General features: G+C 35.5%; 29 protein-coding genes. 18 read left to right on the top strand and 11 right to left on the bottom strand.

Translation table 11 applies throughout. The features are described 5' to 3' along the window. Nucleotides 1-84: 84 nt before the first annotated feature. The 3 genes from HDC90_RS03395 (at nucleotide 85) to can (ending at nucleotide 2,733) form a co-directional block, all read left to right on the top strand. Nucleotides 85-315, top strand: coding sequence for a hypothetical protein (locus HDC90_RS03395; RefSeq protein WP_230146655.1), 231 nt, complete (start codon nucleotides 85-87; stop codon nucleotides 313-315). 151 nt (nucleotides 316-466) lie between these two features. Beyond that, on the top strand, nucleotides 467-2,074 hold the full coding sequence (locus HDC90_RS03390) for a SulP family inorganic anion transporter (RefSeq protein ID WP_184463896.1): 1,608 nt from the start codon (nucleotides 467-469) through the stop codon (nucleotides 2,072-2,074). Nucleotides 2,075-2,076: 2 nt separating this feature from the next. After that, entirely contained in the window at nucleotides 2,077-2,733 is a 657-nt protein-coding gene (gene can, locus HDC90_RS03385; RefSeq protein ID WP_184463894.1) for a carbonate dehydratase, read from the top strand. Nucleotides 2,734-2,792: 59 nt separating this feature from the next. Here can and HDC90_RS03380 read toward each other — a convergent pair whose 3' ends face one another. The 7 genes from HDC90_RS03380 to HDC90_RS03350 form a co-directional block, all read right to left on the bottom strand. Next, complete coding sequence (locus HDC90_RS03380; protein WP_184463892.1) at nucleotides 2,793-3,053, bottom strand: hypothetical protein; 261 nt, start codon at nucleotides 3,051-3,053, stop codon at nucleotides 2,793-2,795. A 113-nt stretch (nucleotides 3,054-3,166) separates the two neighbouring features. Further along, entirely contained in the window at nucleotides 3,167-4,675 is a 1,509-nt protein-coding gene (locus tag HDC90_RS03375) for an arylsulfatase (protein ID WP_184463890.1), read from the bottom strand. Nucleotides 4,676-4,798: 123 nt separating this feature from the next. Continuing rightward, nucleotides 4,799-6,433, bottom strand: a complete 1,635-nt coding sequence (gene pruA, locus HDC90_RS03370; protein ID WP_184463888.1) for an L-glutamate gamma-semialdehyde dehydrogenase — start codon at nucleotides 6,431-6,433, stop codon at nucleotides 4,799-4,801. A gap of 185 nt (nucleotides 6,434-6,618) precedes the next feature. After that, on the bottom strand, nucleotides 6,619-7,344 hold the full coding sequence (locus HDC90_RS03365) for a LytTR family DNA-binding domain-containing protein (protein WP_184463886.1): 726 nt from the start codon (nucleotides 7,342-7,344) through the stop codon (nucleotides 6,619-6,621). Beyond that, entirely contained in the window at nucleotides 7,341-8,468 is a 1,128-nt protein-coding gene (locus HDC90_RS03360; RefSeq protein ID WP_184463884.1) for a histidine kinase, read from the bottom strand. The genes HDC90_RS03365 and HDC90_RS03360 overlap by 4 nt, the downstream gene beginning before the upstream one ends. A gap of 2 nt (nucleotides 8,469-8,470) precedes the next feature. Continuing rightward, nucleotides 8,471-9,892 carry a S41 family peptidase gene (locus HDC90_RS03355; RefSeq protein WP_184463882.1) on the bottom strand — a complete coding sequence of 474 codons (1,422 nt, stop codon included), beginning with the start codon at nucleotides 9,890-9,892 and terminating at the stop codon, nucleotides 8,471-8,473. 75 nt (nucleotides 9,893-9,967) lie between these two features. Continuing rightward, a complete protein-coding gene (locus HDC90_RS03350) occupies nucleotides 9,968-10,144 on the bottom strand; it encodes a hypothetical protein (RefSeq protein ID WP_184463880.1) in 177 nt (58 codons plus the stop codon). Nucleotides 10,145-10,598: 454 nt separating this feature from the next. Between HDC90_RS03350 and HDC90_RS03345 the strand changes: the two genes are divergently transcribed. The 15 genes from HDC90_RS03345 (at nucleotide 10,599) to HDC90_RS03275 (ending at nucleotide 22,054) form a co-directional block, all read left to right on the top strand. Next, entirely contained in the window at nucleotides 10,599-10,814 is a 216-nt protein-coding gene (locus tag HDC90_RS03345) for a hypothetical protein (protein ID WP_184463878.1), read from the top strand. An 88-nt stretch (nucleotides 10,815-10,902) separates the two neighbouring features. Further along, nucleotides 10,903-11,274, top strand: coding sequence for a hypothetical protein (locus tag HDC90_RS03340; protein ID WP_184463876.1), 372 nt, complete (start codon nucleotides 10,903-10,905; stop codon nucleotides 11,272-11,274). A 665-nt stretch (nucleotides 11,275-11,939) separates the two neighbouring features. After that, nucleotides 11,940-12,122: a hypothetical protein gene (locus tag HDC90_RS03335; RefSeq protein ID WP_184463874.1), complete on the top strand. Its 183-nt coding sequence runs from the start codon at nucleotides 11,940-11,942 to the stop codon at nucleotides 12,120-12,122. A 10-nt stretch (nucleotides 12,123-12,132) separates the two neighbouring features. Further along, the gene (locus tag HDC90_RS03330; protein ID WP_184463872.1) at nucleotides 12,133-12,333 is read left to right on the top strand and encodes a hypothetical protein; all 201 of its coding nucleotides are present in this window, start codon (nucleotides 12,133-12,135) and stop codon (nucleotides 12,331-12,333) included. Between the two features lie 613 nt (nucleotides 12,334-12,946). After that, nucleotides 12,947-13,816 (top strand): CPBP family intramembrane glutamic endopeptidase, encoded by an 870-nt coding sequence (locus HDC90_RS03325; RefSeq protein WP_184463870.1) that lies wholly within the window; start codon nucleotides 12,947-12,949, stop codon nucleotides 13,814-13,816. Between the two features lie 195 nt (nucleotides 13,817-14,011). Next, on the top strand, nucleotides 14,012-14,473 hold the full coding sequence (locus tag HDC90_RS25655) for a CPBP family intramembrane glutamic endopeptidase (protein ID WP_184463868.1): 462 nt from the start codon (nucleotides 14,012-14,014) through the stop codon (nucleotides 14,471-14,473). Nucleotides 14,474-14,629: 156 nt separating this feature from the next. Next, entirely contained in the window at nucleotides 14,630-15,790 is a 1,161-nt protein-coding gene (locus tag HDC90_RS03315; RefSeq protein ID WP_184463866.1) for an HlyD family secretion protein, read from the top strand. 78 nt (nucleotides 15,791-15,868) lie between these two features. Then, on the top strand, nucleotides 15,869-18,076 hold the full coding sequence (locus tag HDC90_RS03310) for a peptidase domain-containing ABC transporter (protein ID WP_184463864.1): 2,208 nt from the start codon (nucleotides 15,869-15,871) through the stop codon (nucleotides 18,074-18,076). A gap of 45 nt (nucleotides 18,077-18,121) precedes the next feature. Further along, complete coding sequence (locus tag HDC90_RS03305; RefSeq protein WP_184463863.1) at nucleotides 18,122-18,430, top strand: HTH domain-containing protein; 309 nt, start codon at nucleotides 18,122-18,124, stop codon at nucleotides 18,428-18,430. A gap of 87 nt (nucleotides 18,431-18,517) precedes the next feature. After that, on the top strand, nucleotides 18,518-18,670 hold the full coding sequence (locus HDC90_RS03300) for a class IIb bacteriocin, lactobin A/cerein 7B family (protein WP_184463860.1): 153 nt from the start codon (nucleotides 18,518-18,520) through the stop codon (nucleotides 18,668-18,670). Between the two features lie 61 nt (nucleotides 18,671-18,731). Further along, a complete protein-coding gene (locus HDC90_RS03295) occupies nucleotides 18,732-18,929 on the top strand; it encodes a hypothetical protein (protein ID WP_184463858.1) in 198 nt (65 codons plus the stop codon). 58 nt (nucleotides 18,930-18,987) lie between these two features. Continuing rightward, complete coding sequence (locus tag HDC90_RS03290; protein ID WP_184463856.1) at nucleotides 18,988-20,169, top strand: hypothetical protein; 1,182 nt, start codon at nucleotides 18,988-18,990, stop codon at nucleotides 20,167-20,169. Nucleotides 20,170-20,350: 181 nt separating this feature from the next. Further along, the gene (locus HDC90_RS03285) at nucleotides 20,351-20,530 is read left to right on the top strand and encodes a hypothetical protein (RefSeq protein WP_184463854.1); all 180 of its coding nucleotides are present in this window, start codon (nucleotides 20,351-20,353) and stop codon (nucleotides 20,528-20,530) included. 61 nt (nucleotides 20,531-20,591) lie between these two features. Beyond that, the gene (locus HDC90_RS03280; RefSeq protein WP_184463851.1) at nucleotides 20,592-20,774 is read left to right on the top strand and encodes a hypothetical protein; all 183 of its coding nucleotides are present in this window, start codon (nucleotides 20,592-20,594) and stop codon (nucleotides 20,772-20,774) included. 98 nt (nucleotides 20,775-20,872) lie between these two features. Beyond that, complete coding sequence (locus HDC90_RS03275) at nucleotides 20,873-22,054, top strand: hypothetical protein (protein WP_184463849.1); 1,182 nt, start codon at nucleotides 20,873-20,875, stop codon at nucleotides 22,052-22,054. 41 nt (nucleotides 22,055-22,095) lie between these two features. On the opposite strand, the gene HDC90_RS03270 is transcribed toward HDC90_RS03275, so the two are convergent. Genes HDC90_RS03270 through HDC90_RS03255 form a run of 4 tightly spaced genes read right to left on the bottom strand, consistent with a single transcriptional unit; the run spans nucleotide 22,096 to nucleotide 24,516 of the window. Beyond that, nucleotides 22,096-22,560 carry a 4'-phosphopantetheinyl transferase superfamily protein gene (locus HDC90_RS03270; RefSeq protein WP_184463847.1) on the bottom strand — a complete coding sequence of 155 codons (465 nt, stop codon included), beginning with the start codon at nucleotides 22,558-22,560 and terminating at the stop codon, nucleotides 22,096-22,098. Next, the gene (locus HDC90_RS03265) at nucleotides 22,550-22,810 is read right to left on the bottom strand and encodes an acyl carrier protein (protein ID WP_184463845.1); all 261 of its coding nucleotides are present in this window, start codon (nucleotides 22,808-22,810) and stop codon (nucleotides 22,550-22,552) included. Before HDC90_RS03265 ends, HDC90_RS03270 begins: the two co-directional genes overlap by 11 nt. Further along, the gene (locus tag HDC90_RS03260; RefSeq protein ID WP_184463843.1) at nucleotides 22,803-24,080 is read right to left on the bottom strand and encodes a beta-ketoacyl synthase; all 1,278 of its coding nucleotides are present in this window, start codon (nucleotides 24,078-24,080) and stop codon (nucleotides 22,803-22,805) included. Before HDC90_RS03260 ends, HDC90_RS03265 begins: the two co-directional genes overlap by 8 nt. Continuing rightward, entirely contained in the window at nucleotides 24,073-24,516 is a 444-nt protein-coding gene (locus tag HDC90_RS03255; RefSeq protein WP_184463841.1) for a 3-hydroxyacyl-ACP dehydratase FabZ family protein, read from the bottom strand. The genes HDC90_RS03260 and HDC90_RS03255 overlap by 8 nt, the downstream gene beginning before the upstream one ends. Nucleotides 24,517-24,540: the final 24 nt, after the last annotated feature.

Below are 24,540 nucleotides of genomic sequence, written 5' to 3'. Positions count from 1 at the left end.
GTTGCCTCATTTATGTTCATCTTCGTGGCGAAGATGGGGATATCTGGTGCGCCGGTATTTTGTACGAGTATTGACAAGGAAATCATGAACGCCGTAATCATGCAAATTGAGTTAGAGCATGAGGGCGGTAAGGATACTGCCAAAGACACTGCAAAGTTTACCGATTTCAAACTTGTTGAACTTAATCATCCTATCTTTTCTTACGAGTTCTCTTCAAGTCATTTCTTTCTGAAGAGCAGTTTTATAGAACATTTTAAAAGATATGTAGATCCATATCATCCTACGGTGCCCACGCCGCCGCCTAACTTTATTTAGTCTTTTTTATTGGGGTAACCTTATTATGCGCAATCAGTGATTTGATCGGGTATGTCGTGTTTAAATATTTATACGATATGCTGTTCCTTGGTCGCTTTTAAGATTTCCCCCACGATTTATTCGTTAAAATTTACTAGATAATTATATCGTTATGCAAAAGTTTAACCCGGCCTTTTCAGGTTCGGACGTGAAGAAATATATTCTTAAAAAGAATTTAAAGAAAGATTTACCTGCAAGTATTGTAGTGTTTTTGGTGGCTTTGCCATTGTGTTTGGGTATTGCACTGGCCTCAGGAGCACCGTTATTTGCTGGTTTAATCACTGGTATTATTGGCGGGGTAGTGGTTGCCTCTTTTAGCGGCTCGCAATTAAGTGTGAGTGGGCCTGCAGCAGGTTTAACCGTTATTGTATTAGGTGCCATCACATCATTGGGGAGTTATCAGACCTTTTTACTTGCAGTTGTATTGGCCGGGGTATTCCAAATGATTTTAGGTCTGGTTAAAGCCGGAACTATTGGTAATTACTTCCCTTCGAGTGTAATTGAGGGGATGCTTGCAGCAATCGGCCTGATTTTGATTTTAAAACAGTTGCCACATGCGTTGGGTGTTGATAGCGATTTTAGTGGCGACGAAGGATTCTTTCAGCAAGATCACGAAAATACTTTTTCTGCGATTACTGCAGCATTAAGCCATTTTAGTTTGGCTGCGGTAGTTATTAGTTTATTATCTATAGCTATTCTGATCGTTTGGCCTAAATTTCCAAAATTAGCAGTTGTACCTGCACCATTATTGGTGGTAACGCTTGGGGTTATTGGAACTATACTTTTTGCCGGTACCGATCATCCACTACGTGCCGATCAGATGGTGAAAATTCCGGTGGTAAGTGGTTTTGGCGAATTTTTAGGTCTATTTACCATGCCCGATTTCTCTCAGTTGGCTAATAAGAATGTTTATATTATAGCAGCAACTATTGCTGTTGTAGCAAGTTTAGAAACTTTATTAAGCATTGAAGCTATTGATAAAATAGATCCGATAAAACGTATTTCACCTACAAACCGCGAGCTTGTTGCCCAAGGTTTAGGAAACATCGCCAGTGGTATGGTTGGTGGTTTACCTATGACATCGGTAATTGTTCGTAGTTCTGCAAATGTTAATGCTGGTGCAAGGACCAAAATGTCGGCTATTTTTCATGGTTGTTGGTTATTACTTTCACTTTTGTTTATTCCTGGGGTAATTAACATGATTCCGCTATCGTGTTTGGCTGCAATTCTTCTGGTAACAGGGTATAAACTAACCCGCATTAGTTTATTTAAACACATGTACCATAAAGGGTGGGACCAGTTTGTGCCATTTGTAGTTACGGTACTTGCGGTTTTATTTACCGATCTGTTAAAAGGCGTGGCCGTTGGTATGTTGGTTTCTATTTTCTATTTACTCCGTACCAATATGCGTAACCCATTCTTTTATAGGATCTCGAACGAAGGCGATAAAAAGCATATCAGGATTAAACTGGCGGAAGAGGTTTCTTTTCTTAACAAAGCAGCAATACAAGTAGTTTTGACGAATATTCCAAAAGAAACAGATGTAATTATTGATGGTTCGAATGCCAGGTATATCGATCCTGATGTATTGGAAACAATTTATAATTACAAACATAATGCCTATACCAAGGGTATTATCGTAACGTTGGAGAATATCCAAAAACATTATACAGTACCAAAATTAAATATTAAAGTAGAAGAAGATATTAATAAATTATAGTTATGTGCGCAAAAACAATTGAAACGAAAGATATAACATACGATAGCTTGTTACAAGGCAATAAGGATTGGGTTAAAGATACAATCGATAGTGATCCTGCCTTTTTTGATAAACTTTCTGAAGGCCAGAGTCCACCGGTATTGTGGATTGGTTGTTCTGATAGCCGAGTGCCTGCAAACCAGATAACAAACACTAAACCAGGCGATATTTTTGTGCATAGAAACATTGCCAATGTGGTAGTGCACACAGATATGAATTTACTATCCGTACTGGATTATTCCATTAATGTATTAAAGGTTAAACATGTTATTGTTTGTGGTCATTATGGCTGCGGTGGCGTAAAAGCTGCATTAGGCAATAAACAGGTTGGTATTATAGACAACTGGCTGAGAAACATCCGCGATGTATACCGTACGCACGAGCGTGAAATGGCTACAATCAAGGATCCTGATCAGCGTTTTGACCGCTTAGTTGAATTAAACGCCATTGAAGGCGCTGCAAATGTAACCAATACATCAATTGTACAGAGTGCCTGGGCCAATGGTCAGGAATTAGCTGTACATGCTTGGGTATACAGTTTAAAAACAGGAATCATTAAAGACATGAAAGTAACCTGTACTGGTCTTGATGACGTTGCTCCTGCGTTTAAAGTAGGATAAAACATCTCCATAGATGTTATTTTTTAGTTGTTAGGGAAAGCCCGGATTTATCCGGGCTTTTATTTTTCTGTACTATCCGGCATATTCCCCGCATGCCCTTTATTGCCTTTTTCGGCATCTGTTCTTGCTTCTTCAGATCCAAAATCGCCTCCTCCAAAATTTCGGCCTAAATTACCTGCATCTGTTTCTACAATGTTTTTCTTTTCCTTATCATTACTTCTGTACCGGGGCACCAATTGATCAGGCATATTGGTTTTGTTTGCGGCGTTATCAGCTTTTTTATTGCCCAGATTCTTGTTATTATCTTTTATATTTTCCATCATCTTCTTTTAAGCTACTTATATAAAACAGCTTAAAAGAAGATTGGTTTTAGATCTTTAAACCGATGTTGTATAAATCGGGCTGATGGGAGAAATCGACCAAATGAGCTATTTCATTTAGTTTTCGCTTCTTCGGTACTTAATAAAGCCTCTAATTCTTTTACCTTTTCGGGATATTTTAATGCGAGATTGTTTTTTTCACCCAAATCATCTGTTAAGTTGTACAGTTGTGCAGTAAGAAGGTTTCCACTATCGGTATGCGTAAGCTGATAAAAAGCTTCTCCCTTTGATGGTCTGATGTATTTCCAGTTATCTTTAACAATTGCCAGTTGATTACTCTGTTCGATAAAGAAATCACGTCCTTTTTGGTCTTTTCCAGTAAAGGCATCCCATAAATTTTTACTATCAATTGCGTTTTTACTTTTTACATTGAAAAAACTGGCAAATGAGGCTAAGAAATCAATTTGTGAAACTAAGGCTCCAGAAACACCCGGTTTGATTTTTGCAGGCCACGAAATAATAAAGGGTTCGCGTGTACCACCTTCTAAAATGCTATATTTTCCTCCACGTAAACTACCTGCCGGTGTATGGCCGTTTAGTTTTTCAAAACCTTGATCTTCGTAACCATCCATCATTACAGGGCCATTGTCGCTACTAAAAATGATCATTGTATTTTTATCTAAGCCCAGGTATTTTAGTTGTTTTGTTATTTCGCCAACGGCCCAATCGAGTTGTAAAATTACATCGCCGCGATTACCTAATTCACTTTTCCCTTTAAACATGGTAGTAGATAAACGTGGTACATGCGGTTCGGTTAAGGCATAGTAAAGGAAAAAAGGTTCTTGTTTATGATCTTCGATGAAATTTTTCGCTTTGGTTAAAAAGGTAAATGGAATTTCTTCGTCAGTCCAGCGGGCCAGTTTACCTCCTTGCATATAACCAATACGGCCAATACCGTTTACAATGGTTTGGTTGTGGCCATGATTAGCTTCTGCAGGCATCTTTAACAATTCTGGGTGGTCTTTTCCTGTTGGGTCAGTACCGATTTGATTTTTATAATCAACTGTAATCGGATCATTAGGATCTAAACCCACCACCAGTTGATTTTCCATAAAAACGGTCGGAACTCTATCTGCCGTAGCCGGGAAAATAAACGAATAATCAAAGCCGACTTCTTTTGGTCCAGGCTTTACTTCTTTATTCCAGTCTTTTTCTACTGTATTACCCAAGCCTAAGTGCCATTTACCAACAAGCCCTGTTTTATAACCTGCTTGCTGAAAGATTGATGGAAGGGAACTATGATCTGTTGGGATAATTAGTGCGGCATCTCCAGGTAAAATACCTGTTCCTTTTTTACGCCATGCATATCTTCCCGTCATTAGAGAATAGCGCGAAGGGGTACAGGTTGATGCAGTAGCATGGCCATTGGTAAACCGCAGTCCCTGCTTTGCCAATGCGTCGATATTTGGGGTTTTTATTTTTGTTGCGCCATAACAGCTAAGGTCGCCATAACCCAAATCGTCGGCATAGATGATGATTACATTGGGCTTCTTTTGCGCAGAAGCGTAGAAGTTAAAGCTTGCCATTGCGACAAGCAGGGATAGTAAAAATTTGTGGTTCATGGTTAGAAAGGATAGTGTTTGATAAATTTAAGCGAGGCAATCGCTTCTCTTCAATCCTCATTGCAAAAGGGATCATATACATAAAAAAGGCCAAACAATGATGTCTGGCCTTCTATGTAAATATTAATCTTCTGCTAAGAATGGGTAGCGGTAATCTGTTGGAGGATTAAAAGTTTCTTTAATGGTACGAGGAGAAACCCAACGCAATAAATTGATCATTGCGCCAGCTTTATCGTTAGTACCTGATCCTCTTGCGCCACCAAATGGTTGTTGCCCAACTACGGCACCTGTACATTTATCGTTAATGTAAAAATTACCAGCCGAATTGCGTAAGGCATAACTGGCTTTTTCTATCGCATATCTATCTTGTGATAAAATAGCGCCGGTTAATGCATAAGGTGAAGTAGTGTCGATTATATCTAAAATCTGGTCAAATTCTTGATCTTCATATATATATATAGATAATACCGGGCCAAAAAGTTCCTCACACATGGTGGTATATTTCGGATCGTCAACAACTAAGACAGTAGGTTCGATAAAATAACCTTTGCTTTTATCGTAGTTGCCACCGGCAATAACTTCTACACCTTTATCTTTTTTAGCCTGATCGATATATTTAGCCAATTTATCGAAAGAACGCTCATCAATAACTGCATTAATAAAGTTGCTGAAATCTTCTGTTCCGCCCATTTTAAATGAAGCTAAATCTCTGATCATTAATTTTTTAATCTCAGGCCACAAGCTTTTTGGGATATAAGTACGGCTAGCAGCAGAACATTTTTGGCCCTGATATTCGAACGCACCCCTAACAATTGCAGTAACCGAAGCAGCAACATCTGCACTTGGGTGAACCAGGATAAAATCTTTACCACCAGTTTCGCCAACTATCCGTGGATATGATTTGTATTTATGGATGTTTGTTCCGATTGTTTTCCAAATTTCCTGAAAAACTTTTGTTGAGCCTGTAAAGTGGATACCAGCAAAATCAGCATGATTAAAAACCACATCGCCAACTTCCGGACCATCGGCAAAAATAAGATTAATTACGCCGTTAGGTAAACCTGCTTCGCGGAAAACCTGCATAATTACATTAGCTGCGTAAACTTGGGTGTCTGCAGGTTTCCAAACAACCACATTACCCATCATCGCTACACAAGCAGGTAAATTACCCGCAATTGCCGTAAAGTTGAAAGGTGTTAAAGCAAATATAAAACCCTCTAAAGGACGTTGTTCTGTTCTGTTCCACATGCCATTTGGCGATACAGGCGGTTGTTGGCCATAAATATCATGCATGTAACTTACGTTAAAGCGCAAGAAATCAACCAGTTCGCAAGCAGCATCAATTTCAGCCTGATAGGCATTTTTACTTTGCCCAAGCATGGTTGCTGCATTAATTTGGTAGCGGTATTTTGTGGCAAATAGATCGGCAGCTTTCATAAAAATAGCAGCTCTATGTTCCCAAGCTAAAGCTTCCCAATCTGCCTTGGCGGCCAAAGCAGCGTCTATTGCTTGTTTTACATGGCTCTTATCGCCGTAACTAAAGGTAGCCAGTACATGTTGGTGATCGTGCGGCGCTACTACTTTCTTTTTATTTTTAGTATGTACCTCTTGTCCGCCAATAAACATCGGAATTTCCAATTGTTTAGAACGGGCATCGGCTATAGCCTCTTTTAAAAGCAAACGTTCTTTTGTGCCTGGCGCATAGCTGTTAATGGGCTCGTTAACCGGGGTAGGTACGTTAAAAAATCCTTTAAGCATATTTTATTTTTTATGATTTGGACAAAGATAACGCTTTTTGGGGTAGGCCATTCTATTATTCTGTAAAGAAAATAGGGCAAACGTTTGACTGTGTAACTGAATGATAAGCTGAGTTAATAAAAGGGATATTGTGGTTAAAATCCGGCCACTTTAACCATGAATTAATGGGTTGTTAGAATGCTAATTTATAGCAACAGCTTTTGTTTCATCATGTCCAGAAAATCTTTCCGGTAGGTTTCTCCAATCAATATTTCTGCAGAAATCCCTTTTAAGATGATCCTGTTTCCATCTATTGAAGTGATTTTATTTAGCGCCACTATAAACGATTTCTGCACACGGATAAATTGCGCTTTGGGCAATCTCTCCTCCACATCCTTCATGGTTAGGAGCGCGAGCGTTCTAATGCCATTGTGGTGGAAAGCAATATAGTTTTTCATGCCTTCAACAAAATCAATTTCGGCAATATTAATTTTCAGCATTTTACCTTTAGCTTCCGTTTTAACCATAAAATAATCATCATCCTGCTGGTTAACCGGTATGTTGGCTTTTTTGCTGTTGATGATCTTTTGCGCTTTATTTATGGCTTGTAAAAAACGGGGCAGGGGGATAGGTTTAACTAAATAATCAACCACATCCAGATCAAAACCAGCCGTGGCAAACTCTTTATAGGCGGTAGTAAGGATCACCTGTACCTCTTTATTGTTCATTGTCTGGATGAAATCAATTCCCGAGATTTCCGGCATATGGATATCTAAAAAAATGAGGTCTACCGGGCTACTGCTTAAAAAGCTCAATGCATCAATAGGGTTGGTAAATGTTGCGGTAATCTGTATTGCGGCAACAGATTTTAGGTAATGTTGTATTACTTCAATGGCATGGTCTTCATCATCAACAACAATGCAATTAATCATGAGATGTATGGTTGAGGGTTAATTTGCGTTAACTTGAAATGTTGTAAAAATCCTAAATTATCAGATGAACTTGGCTTTTCTTGTTGATCGGTTGCTTTATTGTAAGGTAAAATTAACTCGAGACTATAATCAAGCTCAGTTTCAGTGATTTTTAATGCAAAACCTTTTTTGTAATGATTGGCTAGGCGTTTTTTTATGTTTTCCATACCTATACCACTCGAGAGTTCTTTTGGTCCATTTTTCTTTTTATTCCATGTATGGAGTTGGATGTTGTGATTTACTTCATCAATACTTAAGGCTATTTTAACAGGATGTTCCTGTTCTGTACAGTTACCATGTTTCAGAATATTTTCTACAATGGTAATTAGAATTAATGGAATCAGCCTTACATTTTCGGTATTTCCACTCACATTAAAATCAATTTGCAACTTATTGTTGAAACGGAGTTGGTTAATTTTAATTACGTTGTTGATGTGCCCAATTTCTTCGTCGATTAAAGTCATTCGGTCATCCTTATCCATTTCTAGGGAATAACGCATGATTTGACTAAGTGTCATAATGCCATCAGCTAATTCCTGCGATAAGGGTAACGATTTTGCAAAAAAGAAGTTGAGCGTATTGTTTAAAAAGTGTGGATTAATCTGCGCACGGAGGAAAGCATATTCTGCCTCATGTTTTTCTTTTTCGATGAGGCGTAGTTTTTTTTGATGTTTAATTCCCTCATTCGCGAAATAGTAACCGATACCTAAAATAGAATATCTAATAAAGACCCATAATACTGAGGCACCAAAATGTATGAAATTAAATGGGGGTGGAGGAGGACCAACTGCACTTATAAGTGGCCTTATATGATGACCCGTAATATACCAGTTGCCAAAAGAGAAGGCAAATGCTAGAGTTAGCCCTAATATTAACAGCAAAGGTTTTAATGGATTGCCATATTTAGAACAGACAAAAATGCATAAATAAACTGTACAAATATTAGGGAATTGAGTGAAAAAGACATCTGCAATGCTAAAAAAATAGCTTGTTGGATCTTTTGCATATTCTAAAAGATTGCCTAACAACATGTATGCAATCCAAAAAAGGATATGATAGATAATTACTTTATGTTTATTTTTCACAGTTAATTATTTTTATAGTTTTTTACAAAACTTACCCAATCTTTTTCGCTATCAGGTATCCTAACATTTGGAGCTATTCCTATATTATCTAATGGCCGTTTTATAGCGTGTAATGATTTTGTTACTGGGTAGGTTAATGTAAAAAAGTCACATGGAGGATGTGTAATTATTACATCTGCGTAATCAACACAGCCCGCTGTATTTCGACCAAATAGTGTTACTTTTTTGCTTTGCTCTGCTCTTAAAATGAAAAACTCTCCACTGCTGGCTGTATGTTCGTTAATTAAGATAGATATACGGGAGGGGCTTTTTAAAATTTTTGAAAATTTTATGGTTCTACCAGTATAAAGCTTGTAAAATTCTCCTTGATGTGTTCTTAATTTTTTAGCATTCTTTTTCATTGTTTTTTTTAAAGCAGTAGTGGCGTAAGGATAATTCTTTTCAAAACCATCATGGATATTATCTTCGGTGGCTAACACAATTCCTCCATCAACATATATTGGGTTGGTATATAAATAAGGAAGGAGTTTGTCAAAACAACCTGTTATTCCTCCAGGATTATCACGCATATCGATAATCAAATGTTCTGTATTTGCCAAATTATCTTTATTACTATCAATTAGGCTATCTATCCTTAGTTTATATTTAAAATCAAATGATGGCAGTACAAGAAGTGAAGTCTGTTTATCCAAAACTTTAAAACTAGACATTAGATCTGGAGCAATATATTTGACAGGTGATAAAGTTTTACTTTTTTTCTCTCCTCTTTTCCATTTTCCAAAAATGCCAAAATCTAAAAGGTCTTTTTGAACAACTAAGTTAGGGTATTGAACTGAATGATCGCCGCCATTAAAATAAATGGTTTTATATTGATTGCCTATTTTTGCAATTTTAAACTTTATTTGTTGTGGCATCCATCTTGCACTATCTGCTTTTATTACAAAGCCGATAAATTCTGGTGCTGTTTTTATGTTGTCTTTAACTATCCCAACTTCATATATACCTGTAGTCCATATTCCCTCTATACTATCGAGGATTGTTCCGCCTTGTTTCAGATACGTCTTAAAACTACTTTCAGTCCATCTTGTTTTTTCTTCATTAGCGAAAAATAATCTAACCGAATCGGCGGACAGTTTATTAAAATCCATTCCGAATTCTATATGTTTATCCTTAAAAAAACTTAACCATTCTCTCATTAAACTTAAACATCTATAGGGATTAGAAACAGAAGCAATGTGTTGTAAACTATCGGTGAATTTTTGAAATTGTAACTGATTTGAAGAATTTACCTTATCAGGATAACCAATATAATTTTTTTTGATTTTTTCTGCTAAGAAGCGAAAATTATCACTACAGTTACAATTTTGGGCAATTAAATTAAGTGTAAATAAAAATAAGCAAAGAAAACAAACTATATATTTCATTATTAATAAAATAGAAAGGGATGAAACAGGGAGTAAATGGGAAATATACCCAACTCTAAATTCTTTTTGGTACCATTAGTCACTAACTGTTTGGTTTATTGTTTTTTCTGGGCAAGTTACTCCTGCTGAAGGATCATTACCGCCAGTGGGACCACCCCCATTAATTCTCTTCATCTGTTCTTTTGTCAAATTGGTAAGATTGTTCTTCTTAAAAATAAACACAGTCTTTTTTTCTAATTTTTTGTTTTTCATAGTGGTAATATTAGATAGTTAAATAAATGTGTTTAAAAATGATAGTTCTAAATACAATCACCAAAAAATATACACCAAATAACCTTTTATCTATACCAAACCAATAGATTGTATGGTTTAAAATAATAAACTATTATTTAGTTTTTACTTCTTACAAAATCAATCCAATTGGTAAAAATCTTGCTGATTTAATAATATCGATTACAATTATAGTCGATATTTATACTTAAAGGATAAACTATTTTAAAATACATATTTGTATTATAATATTTAAATATATGATCTGGATGGATTATTATCTATTAAGCCATATTTTGTCCTGATAAAAAGGCTTTTAGTGTATCTTTTTTTTAAATCGAATTTTAATATCCAATACTTGTTTCATGTTAGGCCAACATAGGTGAAATCTGAAAAGCCTTTAAAGAGTAAGAAACAAAAATTTAAATTAAGCGAAATGAAAAAATTAGAATTAAAAAACTTTGGTGTTCTGGAGATGAATGCTAAAAGCAGCGTAGAAATAGGCGGGGGCGACACAGGGTACAGACCAGGGATAAGTTTCGGAGATTCTTATTGGTTTGGCCCATCCGGCGGTTATAGTGACAGTTCTGGCTTTCATCCAGATCGACCTGCCGATTGGGTTGATATCTATTTTGGACAAGCTGCATATTAACGTTTTTTGAACTTATTTAAAAATAAATAAGTTCATCTTTTGAATTGTAACTTAGTATATTAGTCAAATAAAGCAACCAGATAGCAATATGAAAATTATTTTAAAGAAAATACAAAGGGTAAAAACAGTTTTACTTATATTATGCTTGATCAGTAGTTCGCTATTTTCCACTGCTTTTGTTAATCACAGTAAGATTGATGCTGACTGGAATCACAGAGCACAAATAAAAAAGGATTCAATAACATGGTCAGCAAGTAATTCTTCGAAATTGAGTAGGGATAAATCTATTATAACATTGAACGGAAATGCAAAATTTAAATGTAAGAATTTTAGTATTGAAGCCGACGAAATAATCTTTAATAAAAAAAACGAGAAAATTTTTGCTAAAAACTATACCATGAAAACTGCTGGGACAGATAGCCTACGTAAGGGAAGTTATGGAGAGTTTTCGGTTAAATAGAAATATTTTTTTCGACTAATTTTAGACGCCAAGCAAGTGAAGATTTACAAATGATTTCGTTTGGAATATTTGTGTATTATTAATAATCTACTTTTTAATTCAAAAAGGAAAAGGCATTTAAATAAATAAAATAAAAATTTATGGAAAATCCATTAATCAAGAGAAATGAAAATGTAGCTAATACCATTTTTATACTATTGCTCTTATTTGTATTCCTCTACGATAATAGGGTGGAGTTTTTAAATGGGGTGCTTGTAGGGTTAAATGATTTTATTAATTGAATAGTCATATAATTTAAATTATTGATAAGCAGTTAGAGGTAATATTCTTTCTGTTCAACGAGCGATTTGGATTGACGAACGTATATAACCTATGAAATATGTAGATATTTTGTAGGTTTTTTTATTGGAATTCTCTGCTTCCGATTCTTAACTAAACTATTTAACCTTCTTAGCACCAGATTTTGCTCATTAATTAAGAACTTTCTTCTCCGTTCCGTTAATCGTGTCGATATCTTACTTTTTTTCGTCCTTAGGAAATACCTTTTGGTGTATCTTTTTTTAGTAATGAATTTTAAAATTAGATACTTGTTTCATGTTAGGCCAACATAGGCGAAATCTGAAAAGCCTCAAATGAGTAAGAACTAAAAATTTAAATTAAACGAAATGAAAAATTTAAAATTAGAAGCTTTTGGCGTTCAGGAATTGGACGCTAAAGAAATTCAAGAAACCATAGGTGGGGCAGCGCCGCCTTTTTGGTTAGTTGGCGTTGGGATATATTTATTTGATAATAGAGAGAAAGTAAAACAGGGATTTGCTGATGCAATTTACGATCTAACACACTTTTAATAATAAACTTATGAAAACAATAAATAAAAATAACAACCTAAATGATTTAACTAAAGAAGAGTTAATAAAAATTGAAGGTGGAAAAGTTGGTCCTGGGGATGCCGCATATTCAGTGGGATATGGTGCTGCAATTGCCGAAGTAATGCTGGTTGGTGGAATAATTCCTGCAGGTTATTTAACATATAAATGGGCTGAAAGAATGTTTAATTGATTTTTTATATTATTTTTATAAAATGAAAAAGGATAAATTATTTTACATCAATCTAATTAGTGCTGTATTTATTTTCGCATATCTAATTGTTTTTAGGCATAATTTTCTAAATGGTGCCAAAGAAGCTTTTGTTGATTTGATTAATATTGTCAGATAGATTCTATCCCTGAATCAGTAAAGCGATGAATTTCAAAAGAAATTCATCGCTTTACCATTTCGATATTGATTTTCTATTTCTTTAATTTACTATTTTTCTGTCCTATTGTTGAATATATTTCGTAACGTACTAAGTATGTTTCGCTTATATATATATTAGGTTTTTGTTGTAAATTCCTCCACTTCTTTAACTATTAACCTTCTTAGCATAAGTTTTTGTTCTTCGATTAAAAACTTTCTTCTAATGTTTAGCTAATCGTGTAAATATTTCACTTTTTTCGTCCTCACAAAATGCCCTTTGGTGTATCTTTTTTAGTGTTGAATTTTAAAATTAGATACTTGATTCATGTTAGGCCAACATAGGCGAAATCTGAAAAGCCTTAAATGAGTAAGAAACAAAAATTTAAATTGGCCATAAGGTTAGCGTATTTAAAAATAATTTATTCGGGAAACAAGAATGCAGAATAAGAGGATAAAAGAGAGGGCTTGGGTCAGAGTTATTCAGATAATAATTCCCTACATATTAATTGTGGGGGCTTTTCAGCTTTTGGCAAATTTTATTTTAGGGTTTAATGTTGAGAAAAATAGCTTAGATGAAATGACCATTTGGCAAAAAGTTATATTAGGTTTTGCTAATCTCGTTGGAACTTGCGTTGTAATATGGTTCTTTAGAAAATATATTGATCAGAAAACATTTAAAAGTTTAGGATTTGAAAATATCTGTAAAAATGACATTTATCTAGGACTGATCACGGGTTTGTTAATTATAATGTTTTCTTTTTCAGTACTTTTTGTTTTTAAGCAAATATATTTGGTTGGCTTTAACTTTGACTTTTTCAATATAATTGGCAGTGTTTTATTTTTTGTTTTTGTAGCGTTTACTGAGGAAATACTGATTAGAGGTTATGTGTTAAACAATCTGATGATTTCGATGAATAAATATTGGGCACTGGGTATATCTGCAGCAATATTTAGTTTAATGCATGCTGCAAATAACAATTACGGATGGTTTCCGGCAGTAGAGCTTTTCATCTCTGGTATTTTTCTTGGACTTACTTATATTTATACTAAAAATTTAATTTTTCCGATAGCATTCCATTTCAGCTGGAATTTTTTTCAGGGAACGATTTTTGGTTTTAATGTTAGCGGAAATAACAGCTATTCATTAATTAATCAGTCCAGAATTGATAATAATATATGGAATGGTGGCGCATTTGGCTTTGAAGGCTCTATTCTTTCTATTATAGTACAGTTAGTAGCAGCAATATTGATTTATTTGTATTGGAATAAATATAGAACTGTTTTTAAAGAAGTTAATTCGAAATAAATGCAGTCCGTTTAAAGTCTTTAGAGGAATTGAACAGCATTTTCTTTCATCCTTACAATGTTCCTCTTGGTATTTTTTTAGGTTGGTAAAAATAAATAGGATTATTATTTCTCGTTAGGCCAGCATAGGCGGAACCTGAAAAGTCTTAAATGAGTAAGAAACAAAATTTAAATTAAACTTTGATGCAAAAAAAGAATGAGACTTGATTTTAAAAAAGTAAGCGAGAACATTTATTTACTTTTTTTAATTTGTTATATTTTCTCCATTGTCAACGGAATTATCTTTAACTATTTAGATAAATTATTCCCGTTAAATTCTACTCAAAAGAACGGATTAGAAAACTTAACTGGTGGTACAAAATTTATATTTATTATGATTTTAGTACCAATAATTGAAACTTTTATTTTTCAGTATTTCCCCAATAAAATTTTAAAATTATTTAAGTTTAATAATTTTTACGTCCTACTAATTATTCCCGTAATAATCTTCTCTTCGATGCATTTTTATAATTATATATATGTAGCGATGACGTTCATAGGAGGATTATTCTTGAATTTTTTTTTCCTGAAAGCGAAAGAAAAAACTAACTTTTATCTGATTTTAACCATTCTTTTTCACTCGCTTTATAATCTATTCGGCTATCTATTTATTGTATAGTTGCCTTATCATTTTAGAATCGTATTGATAGGTTTGAAAGAACTACTTGCGTTTAATATTTTGTCTTTCATCCCTACAATAACCCATTTCGTGTATCTTTTTTGTGGCATTGATTGAAAATGTGAAACTTGGCCCTTAACCAAGCCTATTGATGATATGCCATTTACAGAAGATGCCGATTTCGAAGATAACTCCATCATTTTTTTGCACCATACCAAGGTACGGACACAAATTATTTATTCTGCCACCATATTATTCATTCTTGTTGCCTTTGCTGCCTTGCCTTTTATTTACACCACAGTAAGTGTTAAGGGGAATGGTTCTTTACAAAGCAATATAGAACGTGCCGAGCTGCTGGCTCCGGTAGCAGGCAAAATTACCCTGATCAACTTAACCGATAACAAAAAAATAAAAAAAGGACAACTCCTTTTAAATATAGACCCCACCATACCCCAAACGCAAAGCGTGATGGTGCGTAACCGCTCGGGCGAACTAAGAGATTTGTTAAATGATGCGCTCCTCCTCTTAAAACAGGCTGATTTAAGCAATGCAGGGCAACCTGCATTGCAAACCGGCTTATATGCCGCAAGCTGGCAGCAATACGCAGAGCAGATTCAGAACGCCATAAATGCACGCGAGCAGACCTATAAAATTTTTAAAAGATATGAAGTGCTTTTTGGCAAAAAAGTAGTTACAGAAGCAGAATATGAACAATATAAATTTAATTACGACCAAGCGCTTTCCGATTTTAAAATGGTGGCCAAAAAATATAAAACACAGTGGCAAACAGAAGCCAGCCAGTATAGGAAAGAACTCCGGGATTTAAGCAGTCAGAAAATAGAGCTTAACGAGCAGGAAAAACTTTATCACTTAACCGCCAGGATTTCGGGTACCGTGCAGAACTTATCGGGTTTACAACTAGGTTCGTTTATTGCTGCCAACCAGAAAATCGGGGAAATATCGCCTGATAGTGCTTTGCTAGCTATCTGTTATGTAAAACCTGCTGATATCGGCCTGATTAAGGCCGGACAGACTGTGAGGTTTCAGGTAGATGCATTTAATTATAATCAATGGGGACTGCTTGCTGGTGTAGTAACCGACATTTCAGACGATATTATATTGATTAACCAGAGCCCTTATTTTAAAGTGAAGTGTAAATTAGACCAGGATTATTTAAAATTGAAAAACGGCTATAAAGGGCTGGTAAAAAAGGGGATGACCTTTAATGCACACTTTACTATTGCAGAACGAAACTTGTATCAATTGCTTTATGATAAAGTTGATGATTGGTTGAACCCAAATGGAGTTAAAAGCTAAAATATTAAAGCTGAAAGACCAAAGCAGAAAGTTTTCGAATCTCACCTCTCCTGTCTCAAATCTAATATCTAACATCTAATGTCTACACTAATAAAACAACGTGATATTACCGATTGTGGTGCTGCTTGTTTGGCATCTATAGCTGCATTTTATAAGCTGAAAATGCCCGTTGCCCGAATCCGTCAACTGGCCAGTACCGACCAAAAAGGGACCAATGTTTTAGGTTTGATAGAAGCGGCAAATAAACTGAGTTTTGAGGCAAAAGGCGTAAAGGGCAATTTAGATAGTCTGTCTAAAATTCCACTACCAGCCATTGCCCATGTGGTGGTAAAGAAGCAATTACAGCATTATGTAGTGATTTATAAAGTAACCGATAAATACATTGAAGTAATGGATCCGGGAGATGGAAAAATGCACCGTAAAACCATTGCCGAATTTGTAGCAGAATGGACCGGTGTATTGGTTCTATTGTTGCCTGATGAAGATTTTAAGCAAGGCAATGAAAAGGTTGATACGAAAAGTCGCTTTTGGAACCTGATTAAACCGCATAAAAGTATTGTAATACAAGCACTATTTGGTGCTTTGATATATACTATACTCGGGCTATCTACCTCAGTTTTTGTTCAAAAAATAACCGATCATGTTCTGGTAGAAGGTAATCGGAATCTGCTTAATTTAATGAGCTTAATGATGGTGGCCATTTTAGCGCTGCAATTATTTATTGGCACGGCTAAAACTATTTTTACCATCCGCACGGGCCAGCAGATAGACGCCCGGTTGATATTAGGCTACTACAAACACCTCTTAAAATTGCCCCAACAGTTTTTCGATACCATGCGGGTGGGCGAAATTATCTCGAGGGTAAACGATGCCGTTAAAATAAGGGCTTTTATAAATGATGTTTCCATTAATCTGGTTGTAAATGGCTTTATTGTTGTATTTTCATTTATTTTAATGTTCACTTACTATTGGAAACTGGCCTTAATGATGCTGGCTGTTATTCCATTGTATATGCTGATTTATTTCATCAGCAATAAACTGAACAAGAAAATGCAGCGCAAATTGATGGAAGAGTCGGCTGAATTAGAATCGCAATTGGTAGAGGGATTAAATAATGTAGCCACAATTAAAAGATTTGGACTTGAAAGGTTTACCAATGAAAAAACAGAGACTCATTTTATCGGCCTGCTCAGAACAATCTATAAATCAGGATTAAACTCGGTTTTTTCCAGTACGTCCACTGAGGTTATTGCCCGTATGCTCACTATCATTCTGCTTTGGGTGGGTGCAGGTTATGTTTTAGACGGGGAGATTACTCCAGGAGAGTTATTTTCTTTCTATACGCTGATTGGTTACTTTACTGGTCCGGCAACTTCGTTAATTGGCGCAAATAAATCTATCCAGGATGCTATGATCGCCTCTGATCGTTTGTTCGAAATTATGGATCTGGAGATTGAACAAAATTCTTCGAGCGTTTCCCTTACGAAAGAATTAGTGGGCGACATCAGGTTTGAACATGTCGCTTTCAGGTATGGCAGTCGTGTAAATGTATTTGAAGATTTAAACCTAAAAATCAAGGCTGGAAGTTTTACGGCTATTGTAGGGGAGAGCGGATCTGGTAAATCTACCTTAATGTCTTTGCTTCAGAATATTTATCCCATACAATCGGGTAACATTTATATCGGTAATCATGCGCTTAAGTATTTAAACAATGCGTCGTTAAGAAGTTTACTAAGTGTTGTGCCGCAAAAAATTGATCTTTTTGCAGGTAATGTAATCGAAAATATTGCCATCGGCGATTATGAGCCAAATATGCAACAGATTATTGGTATTTGTACACAATTGGGGATTATCGATTTTATTGAAGCTTTGCCAGAGGGATTTCAAACTTATTTAGGTGAAAATGGAGCCTCTTTATCTGGCGGACAGAAACAAAGGATTGCAATAGCAAGGGCCTTGTACCGTAACCCTGAAATTTTAATTTTGGATGAGGCTACTTCCTCTTTAGATTCGGCTTCTGAGCAGTATGTGCAACGAACAATAGATTTGTTAAGGACGCAAAAGAAAACAATCATCATTATTGCCCACCGCTTGCCAACAATTAGAAAAGCCGACAAGATAATCGTTTTGGATAAAGGAAAGGTAGTGGAAGAAGGAAGCCATGCCGAAATGATGGTTGCAAACAGTCACTATGCCAAGTTATGGAAACAGCAATTTGGCGATGAAGAGCAGCTTGATTTATTGAACCCTTTATCCTCATTGAGCAGGAATATGATACCTCAATAAGTAATCCTACATACAAAATAACATTTTAAATTATCGCATCTCATTATGAAATTATTAGAATACATCGATCGGATAAAGATCATACACAAACTGATAAGAGAAAGCCGCACCGGAACACCTGAAAATTTAGCGAGGAGGTTATCCATATCCACTTCAAGATTATATGTGGTATTAGATGAACTAAAGCTGATGGGGGCACCTATTGAATACTCAAGGCAATTGCAGACCTATTATTACGCACAGGCTTTTGAGGTAAATATCAGGGCTGATTTTAGGGTTTTAAAGCCACAGGAACTAATGAATATAAATGCCGGATTTTATTTTCAGCATCATTATCCGCTACTTTTTTTATAGAGCGGGCGAAGGTAATTTAGAGGTGTTGCAACAGAAAGGCGTAACCCGAAAAGCCTGTAAAGAGTAGGATAAAACAAAAACAATTAAATGATGAAAAACTTAAAATTAGAAAGTTTTGGAGTTCAAGAAATGGATGCAAGAGAAATGACTGATGTAAAAGGAGGCTTTTGGCCACTCATTATCGCCGGTATAATTGCTTTAGCTGCGCTGGTAGCTTCAAAGGATGTTTGGGTTGATTAATTCAGTAATTAAACAAAACCAATTTTTTAAAAACTTAAATATTGTCTTAATACACTATATTATGAAACTAATCGATTATTCAGTAACTGAACTTAATAAAAATGAAATGGTAACTATCGAAGGTGGTAGTTGGTTATCAAGAAGATGGGATGAAATTAAAGCCTTTTTTTCTGATCTTGCAGAAGAAATTCTGGAAGGAATTGCAGGTGGAACAGTTTCGGGGCCAGGAGGTTCCGGACCGATTTTTCCTCAAAATTAATTAATCAATATAGTTTAAAGGATAAGTCTAAAGACTTATCCTTTGTTAATTGAGTAAAATGCACAATCGAAAGTACAGCATTATCATATTTTTTCTTTTCTCTTTTATTAACGTTAAGGCGCAGGAGCAACGTATTACAGCAATTGTAAGCGATTTGAAAGGGAAAGGTATCCCTTATGCCTCTATTTACGCTAATCATAACCTCCTGGCCGTTTCGGAAGCCGATGGTAAATTCATTATCAGTATAGCCAAAAGTGAACTTGTTGATTCGCTTTATGTTAGTTCTATAGGTTATATTTCAACTTCTGTTCCACTAACCAAAAATCTGCACCAGATTACCTTAAAAGAAAGCGATCTGTTATTGGATGAGGTTTCGGTAAAAGCATTAAATTTTACCAATCAGCTGCTACAGGATTGTTTGAATAATGGGATTGATACCACAGCGGTATCAGGTACGCTTTTATGTCGACAGTATTTAAAGTTGGATGGCCTTTATAAGCGTTTTTCAGAAGGGGTATTTAATTATAACATTGATGATAAACCAGACAAAAAGGTGTTTCTTGATCTGTTGAGTGCCAGAACACTAGATAACCTCGAGGTTAAAAATCAGGGTTTAAGAAAAATGAAATATGGTATAAATATAAGAGCTGCCATACAACAACCTTTTTTGCTGTTTAAGCGAAATATCTCTGATAACGTATATCAATTTAACCTCGTTGGGAAGAGTAAAATTGATGGGGTTAATTGTTATAAAATTATTTTCAGTTTTGATCAAAACATTACCCTACCCAAGAATACCAGATTTTTAATAGGAGGCGGAACCATTTATATTACATGTGAAGGGCACCTGTTGAAATCAATAGAAAGAAATCTGTTTTCGCCCGACTTAAAAAAACGTTGGTTTACAAAAGAAATTTATAATATTGAAAGAGTAAAACCCCAGTTAAACTATATTGAGCTTACGAGTGAGATTATCACAGGCTGGAATGCGCAAAGACAGCCGACAGGGGGATTAAGCATTCAATTTAAATCAAATTCCAATATTAAACCTTTTAATGGCTTTAGCGATGACAAAGGTAGTCAGGATTTGTCCAGTCATGTAAAAGCTTATGATGTTCATTTTTGGAAAGAATATTATACCTTGATCGGAACTCGTTTTCCTGCAGATATTCTTCAGGCCTTTTCAAAATTCGGAGAACTCGATCTTCAGTTTGCACAAGCGGCTGATTTTAAGAAATAGAACCCAGCCCTAGTAGGATACTTTTGCAAAATATTCTGGTTAATAAATCAATTATTTAATAAATAATGTTCGCTCTTTTTTTTGTAGAGTGGATGAAAGTAATTTAGAGGTGTTGCAACAAAAAGGCGTAAAACCGAAAAGCCTTTAACGAGTAGGTAAACTGTAAATAAAAATCTAAGTTATGCAGAAATTAAAGTTACAAAATTTCAGTGTGCAGGAGATGGATAGCTCTGAAATGTCGATGATTGAAGGCGGAAGCTGGATCGGCAGGGCATGGAATTCTATAAAAGAGTTTGTTTTGGATATAGTGCACGAAATTGTTACCGATGTGGTAGGTGCCGATCCCACCTCTAACCTTTAAATAACTAAAATATAACCCATTGGTCTAAATAGCAGACCTTAAACTAATTAAAAATTACAATATGAAAAATCTAAAAAAATATGAAGTTGAAGAATTATCTTTAACAGAAATGAAATCAATTGACGGTGGAAGCTGGTTTAGCAGAGCATTTGAAGCAATTGGTAATGCTTTGGATGATGCTTATCATTGGTTACAGGATAATATTGGACTTACCTTAGGCTCAGATGGAGCACATGGAAAATAATTAAACGAAAAGGGGCTGTATCATAAGGTGTAATTTCACCTCTAATTTGTTACGTTGAGCTCAGCCTGTACTGAGCTTAGTGAAGTATCGAAACGCCTTTGAAATATTTAAAAGAGGTTCTTCGACAAGCTCAGGATGACAATTTTATACTTATGATGCAACCTCTTTTTATTTCCTCTTATAAACCTATGTTTAACTATGTATGGAAAGCTAAAAATGTTTTTTTAGCGACTTTGTTTTTTATATTCTCTGATAATGTTAATGCACAATCATTTTATCTTACAGGGCATATTTTTGATGGTAAAGAACCTTTAGTAGGTGCCTCAATAATAATTTCCAGCAGGCATGTTGGCAATAGTGATGCATCTGGTTATTTTGAAGCCAGTGCAAAATTGGGCGATACGTTGAAGGTAACCTTTCCTTTTTATGAAGCTTCCGCTTTTGTTTTAACAGACACACTTCAGAAAGATATAATTTTAACCGCAAAAACATTTCAATTAGAGGATGTTCAAATAAGTTTTAACAAGCGAAAAACAATTGATTCGTTATTGAATGCATCTTTTCTACAATTAAATTCAAATACTTTTAATGCGAAGGTTTTTTTGAGGCAGTCAGTTGTTCGGAATAATGAAAAGATTATCTTATTAAACGAAGGATTATTAAGCCTGAATTGTCCGGATTTAAAAGATCTTATTGTAGCCGGTAGCAGTAAAAAAGTAAGATTAAATATTGATTATGCTTGTAATCCGATTAACTCAAATAGCCGTCCGAAGGTAACTTACGGGAGTAATCCTCAAATTAAATTACGTTTGGGATTATTGCCAAATCATTTCTACGAGCTAGTAAAGTTGAATATTACAGAAGAAAGCATTAAATCTGATAGTATTAATACAATTATTAATGTTAAAGGAAAGCTTTCTGCCAATGAAAGGCTTGTGGTTTCTTACATATGGATTTTGGATAAAAAAACTAATTCATTAAAACAAGCACAGTATTACGAGCAATATGTAAATAAAAAACATTTTTTATTTTATGATTATTCTTATTTGAATAATGAGCTTTTTTCTGGATCTGTAAGTGCAAAGCAAGTGATTGGGAGGAACTCATATTCAACTAATGATGAGCTATTTGTATTTTGCCAAATGGGTACGGATGTAGATAAATGGAATTTTGATGTTAATAAATGCGGATTAGAAAAATACCTCGAACAAACGAGGAATTGTGATGAATTGAACGAATTTAAAATTAAACATGAAATACCAGTTCATCGGCTATTTTAGTTTATCAGATCTGTCTCCTTAATCTTTAAACAGAAGCTTAATTAATACACCAAAGCCAAATACTGGCCATGGTGACTCACACAGCCTGGTTTAGTGCGTTTATAATCACTTGGATGATCTGGCAATTCGTAAATAGCCACTTTAATTTCTTCCAATTTGCTGTAAACAGGGGCAGCAATGGTATGTATATAATGTAACTGTATATTACTTTTAGTGAAGTAAGTATGATTGTCGATGTTTACCGCACCTTTTATCTGATCGGCATTTGGATAAATAGTGCAGTTTAAACTTTTAGGGGCAAAATTCCGGATTCCGGTTTTACGGTTATAAATTTTATAAGCCGATTCTTTCATGCTCCATAATAACCACACCATTTCATCAGTTTTTTTTGCCGATGTAATGAGTAACTGTTCTTCTATGGTGAAAATTTTATCGAGGTAGTTTTTGCGCCTCCAGTTACTTTGGATTTTAGCCAGATCCAGATCAACGATATCGTTACCCAGCATGTGCTTCCAGTTTTTGTGCTATAATTTCGGTCGTAGCTTTTACCGTAAGCATTTTGGCCATCGAATCGTTGTCTATTTCGATGTTGAATTTCTCTTCGATATCTAAAACAATATCAACCAGGTTAGCCGAATTTATTTTTAAATCTGTTATAAAATCGGTGTTTTCGTTAATATGTACCAAGGCTGATGCCTCTTCGCTGTAAGGTTCAACAATTATTTTTAAAGCTTCGATAATTTCTTCTTTATTCATGGGTGTATTTTTTAAAAATAATGCAGACATTAATATCACCAAAACCGAAACTAGCTTTAGCTAGGATATTAAATGGTTTATGAATTACTGTTTGTGGAATACATTTCGCGTTAATTAAAGCGGTAATTTCGGGATTTAAGTCTTCGCAATTAATATTGGGGAAAATAAATCCTTCAGAAAGCTCAAGTATGGAGGCTACACATTCTATACTACCTGATGCTGCAATACAATGACCGATCATACCTTTTATAGAATTGATGTACGGAAATTCAGCAGCTGGTAATTGTAGTGCTGTTTTCCAGTTTTCTATTTCTAGCGTATCTTTAATTGTTGCAGTAAGGTGGCCGTTAATCACATCTATTTCCTGGGCTTTAATACCCGCATTTTCTAAAGCGGCCTGGATACACCGCTGTACAGCGGTAGGGTTTGGTGCAGTCATAGAACCTGGCCCCCGCTGGCCACCAGAGTTGATATGCCCCCCGAGCACTTCGCCATATATTTTGGCTTTTCTAGCTATTGCACTTTCAAGCGATTCTAATACCAAAGCACCCGCACCGCTTCCTGGTACAAAGCCACTTGCCGTTGCACTCATTGGCCGGCTACCTTTTTCCGGTTCATGGTTATGTTTAAAGGTACAAACCTTCATGGCATCAAAACCACCCCAAATGTAAGGACCACTGTCGCTGGTACTTCCTGCTAACATTCTTGTCGCCTGACCCGTTTTAATCCTTTCGTAAGCCAGCAATATGCTTTCTGCTCCTGTGGCACAGGCAGATGAATTGGTGCTTACCTGATTACCTAAGCCGAGTTTGCCACTGATAAATGCACTTACGCCACTGGCCATGGTCTGTATCACTACCGAGCTTCCTAATTTTTTAATTTCAAGTGCATCTATCTTGTTAATTGCCCATCTAAATTTATCTATACCAGAAGTACCCGCGCCGAAAATGGTACCGCTATCCCAGTCAGGTTCGTTATTATTTTCGATGGTTAGACCTGCGTCCTTCCAGGCATCTAAGCCAGCAATAACACCATATATAATTCCTGTACTGTTTAGGTTTCGTAATTCAAGTGGCGTGAAATATTGATTGATCCGCTCTTCGCTTAGCGATGGTTTGCCTGCTATCTGGCAAGAGAAGTTTAATGTTTCCAGATCGGGTTGATGACGGATGCCAGAAAGCCCTTTTTTTATGGCATCCGAAAACTCATCAATGGTAGTACCATTGGGTGCGCATACGCCTAAACCGGTAATTACGACTCTGTTACCCATTTTCTTTCGATATTAACATGCCAGAAATATTTCCTTTGCAAACCGTTTCGCCGGCTGCATTTTCCATTTTTACCTTGCAACTCAGTTTATTAAACCTAAAATACACTTTTTCGCTCGTTATTGTTACCTGCTCACCTGGCGCAACCGGTTTTAAAAAATCGATCGCGTTTGAAGTCATGGCCATGGATACATTTTGACTAGTCTCATTTTTTAACAGGTAAATACCTAAACAAACTAGTCCAATCTGTGCCATGGTTTCGGTAAGTATTACCGCCGGAGTAACAGGGTGGTTTTTAAAATGACCTTCGTAAAAGGGTAGATCTTTTACATAAGTGTAAGTGCCCTTTGCGCCATTTTCATCAACGTGTAGTAACTCATCAACAAAAAGAAAAGATTTACCGTAAGGCAGTTTATCTAATATTTCTTGTGTTGTCATGATTAGGTTATTGAATGGGTAATA

This window comes from Pedobacter sp. AK013 (genome assembly GCF_014205835.1).
Classification (GTDB): domain Bacteria; phylum Bacteroidota; class Bacteroidia; order Sphingobacteriales; family Sphingobacteriaceae; genus Pedobacter.
Note: the sequence above shows the minus strand (reverse complement) of the source record. Positions and strands in the feature narration are given on the sequence as shown.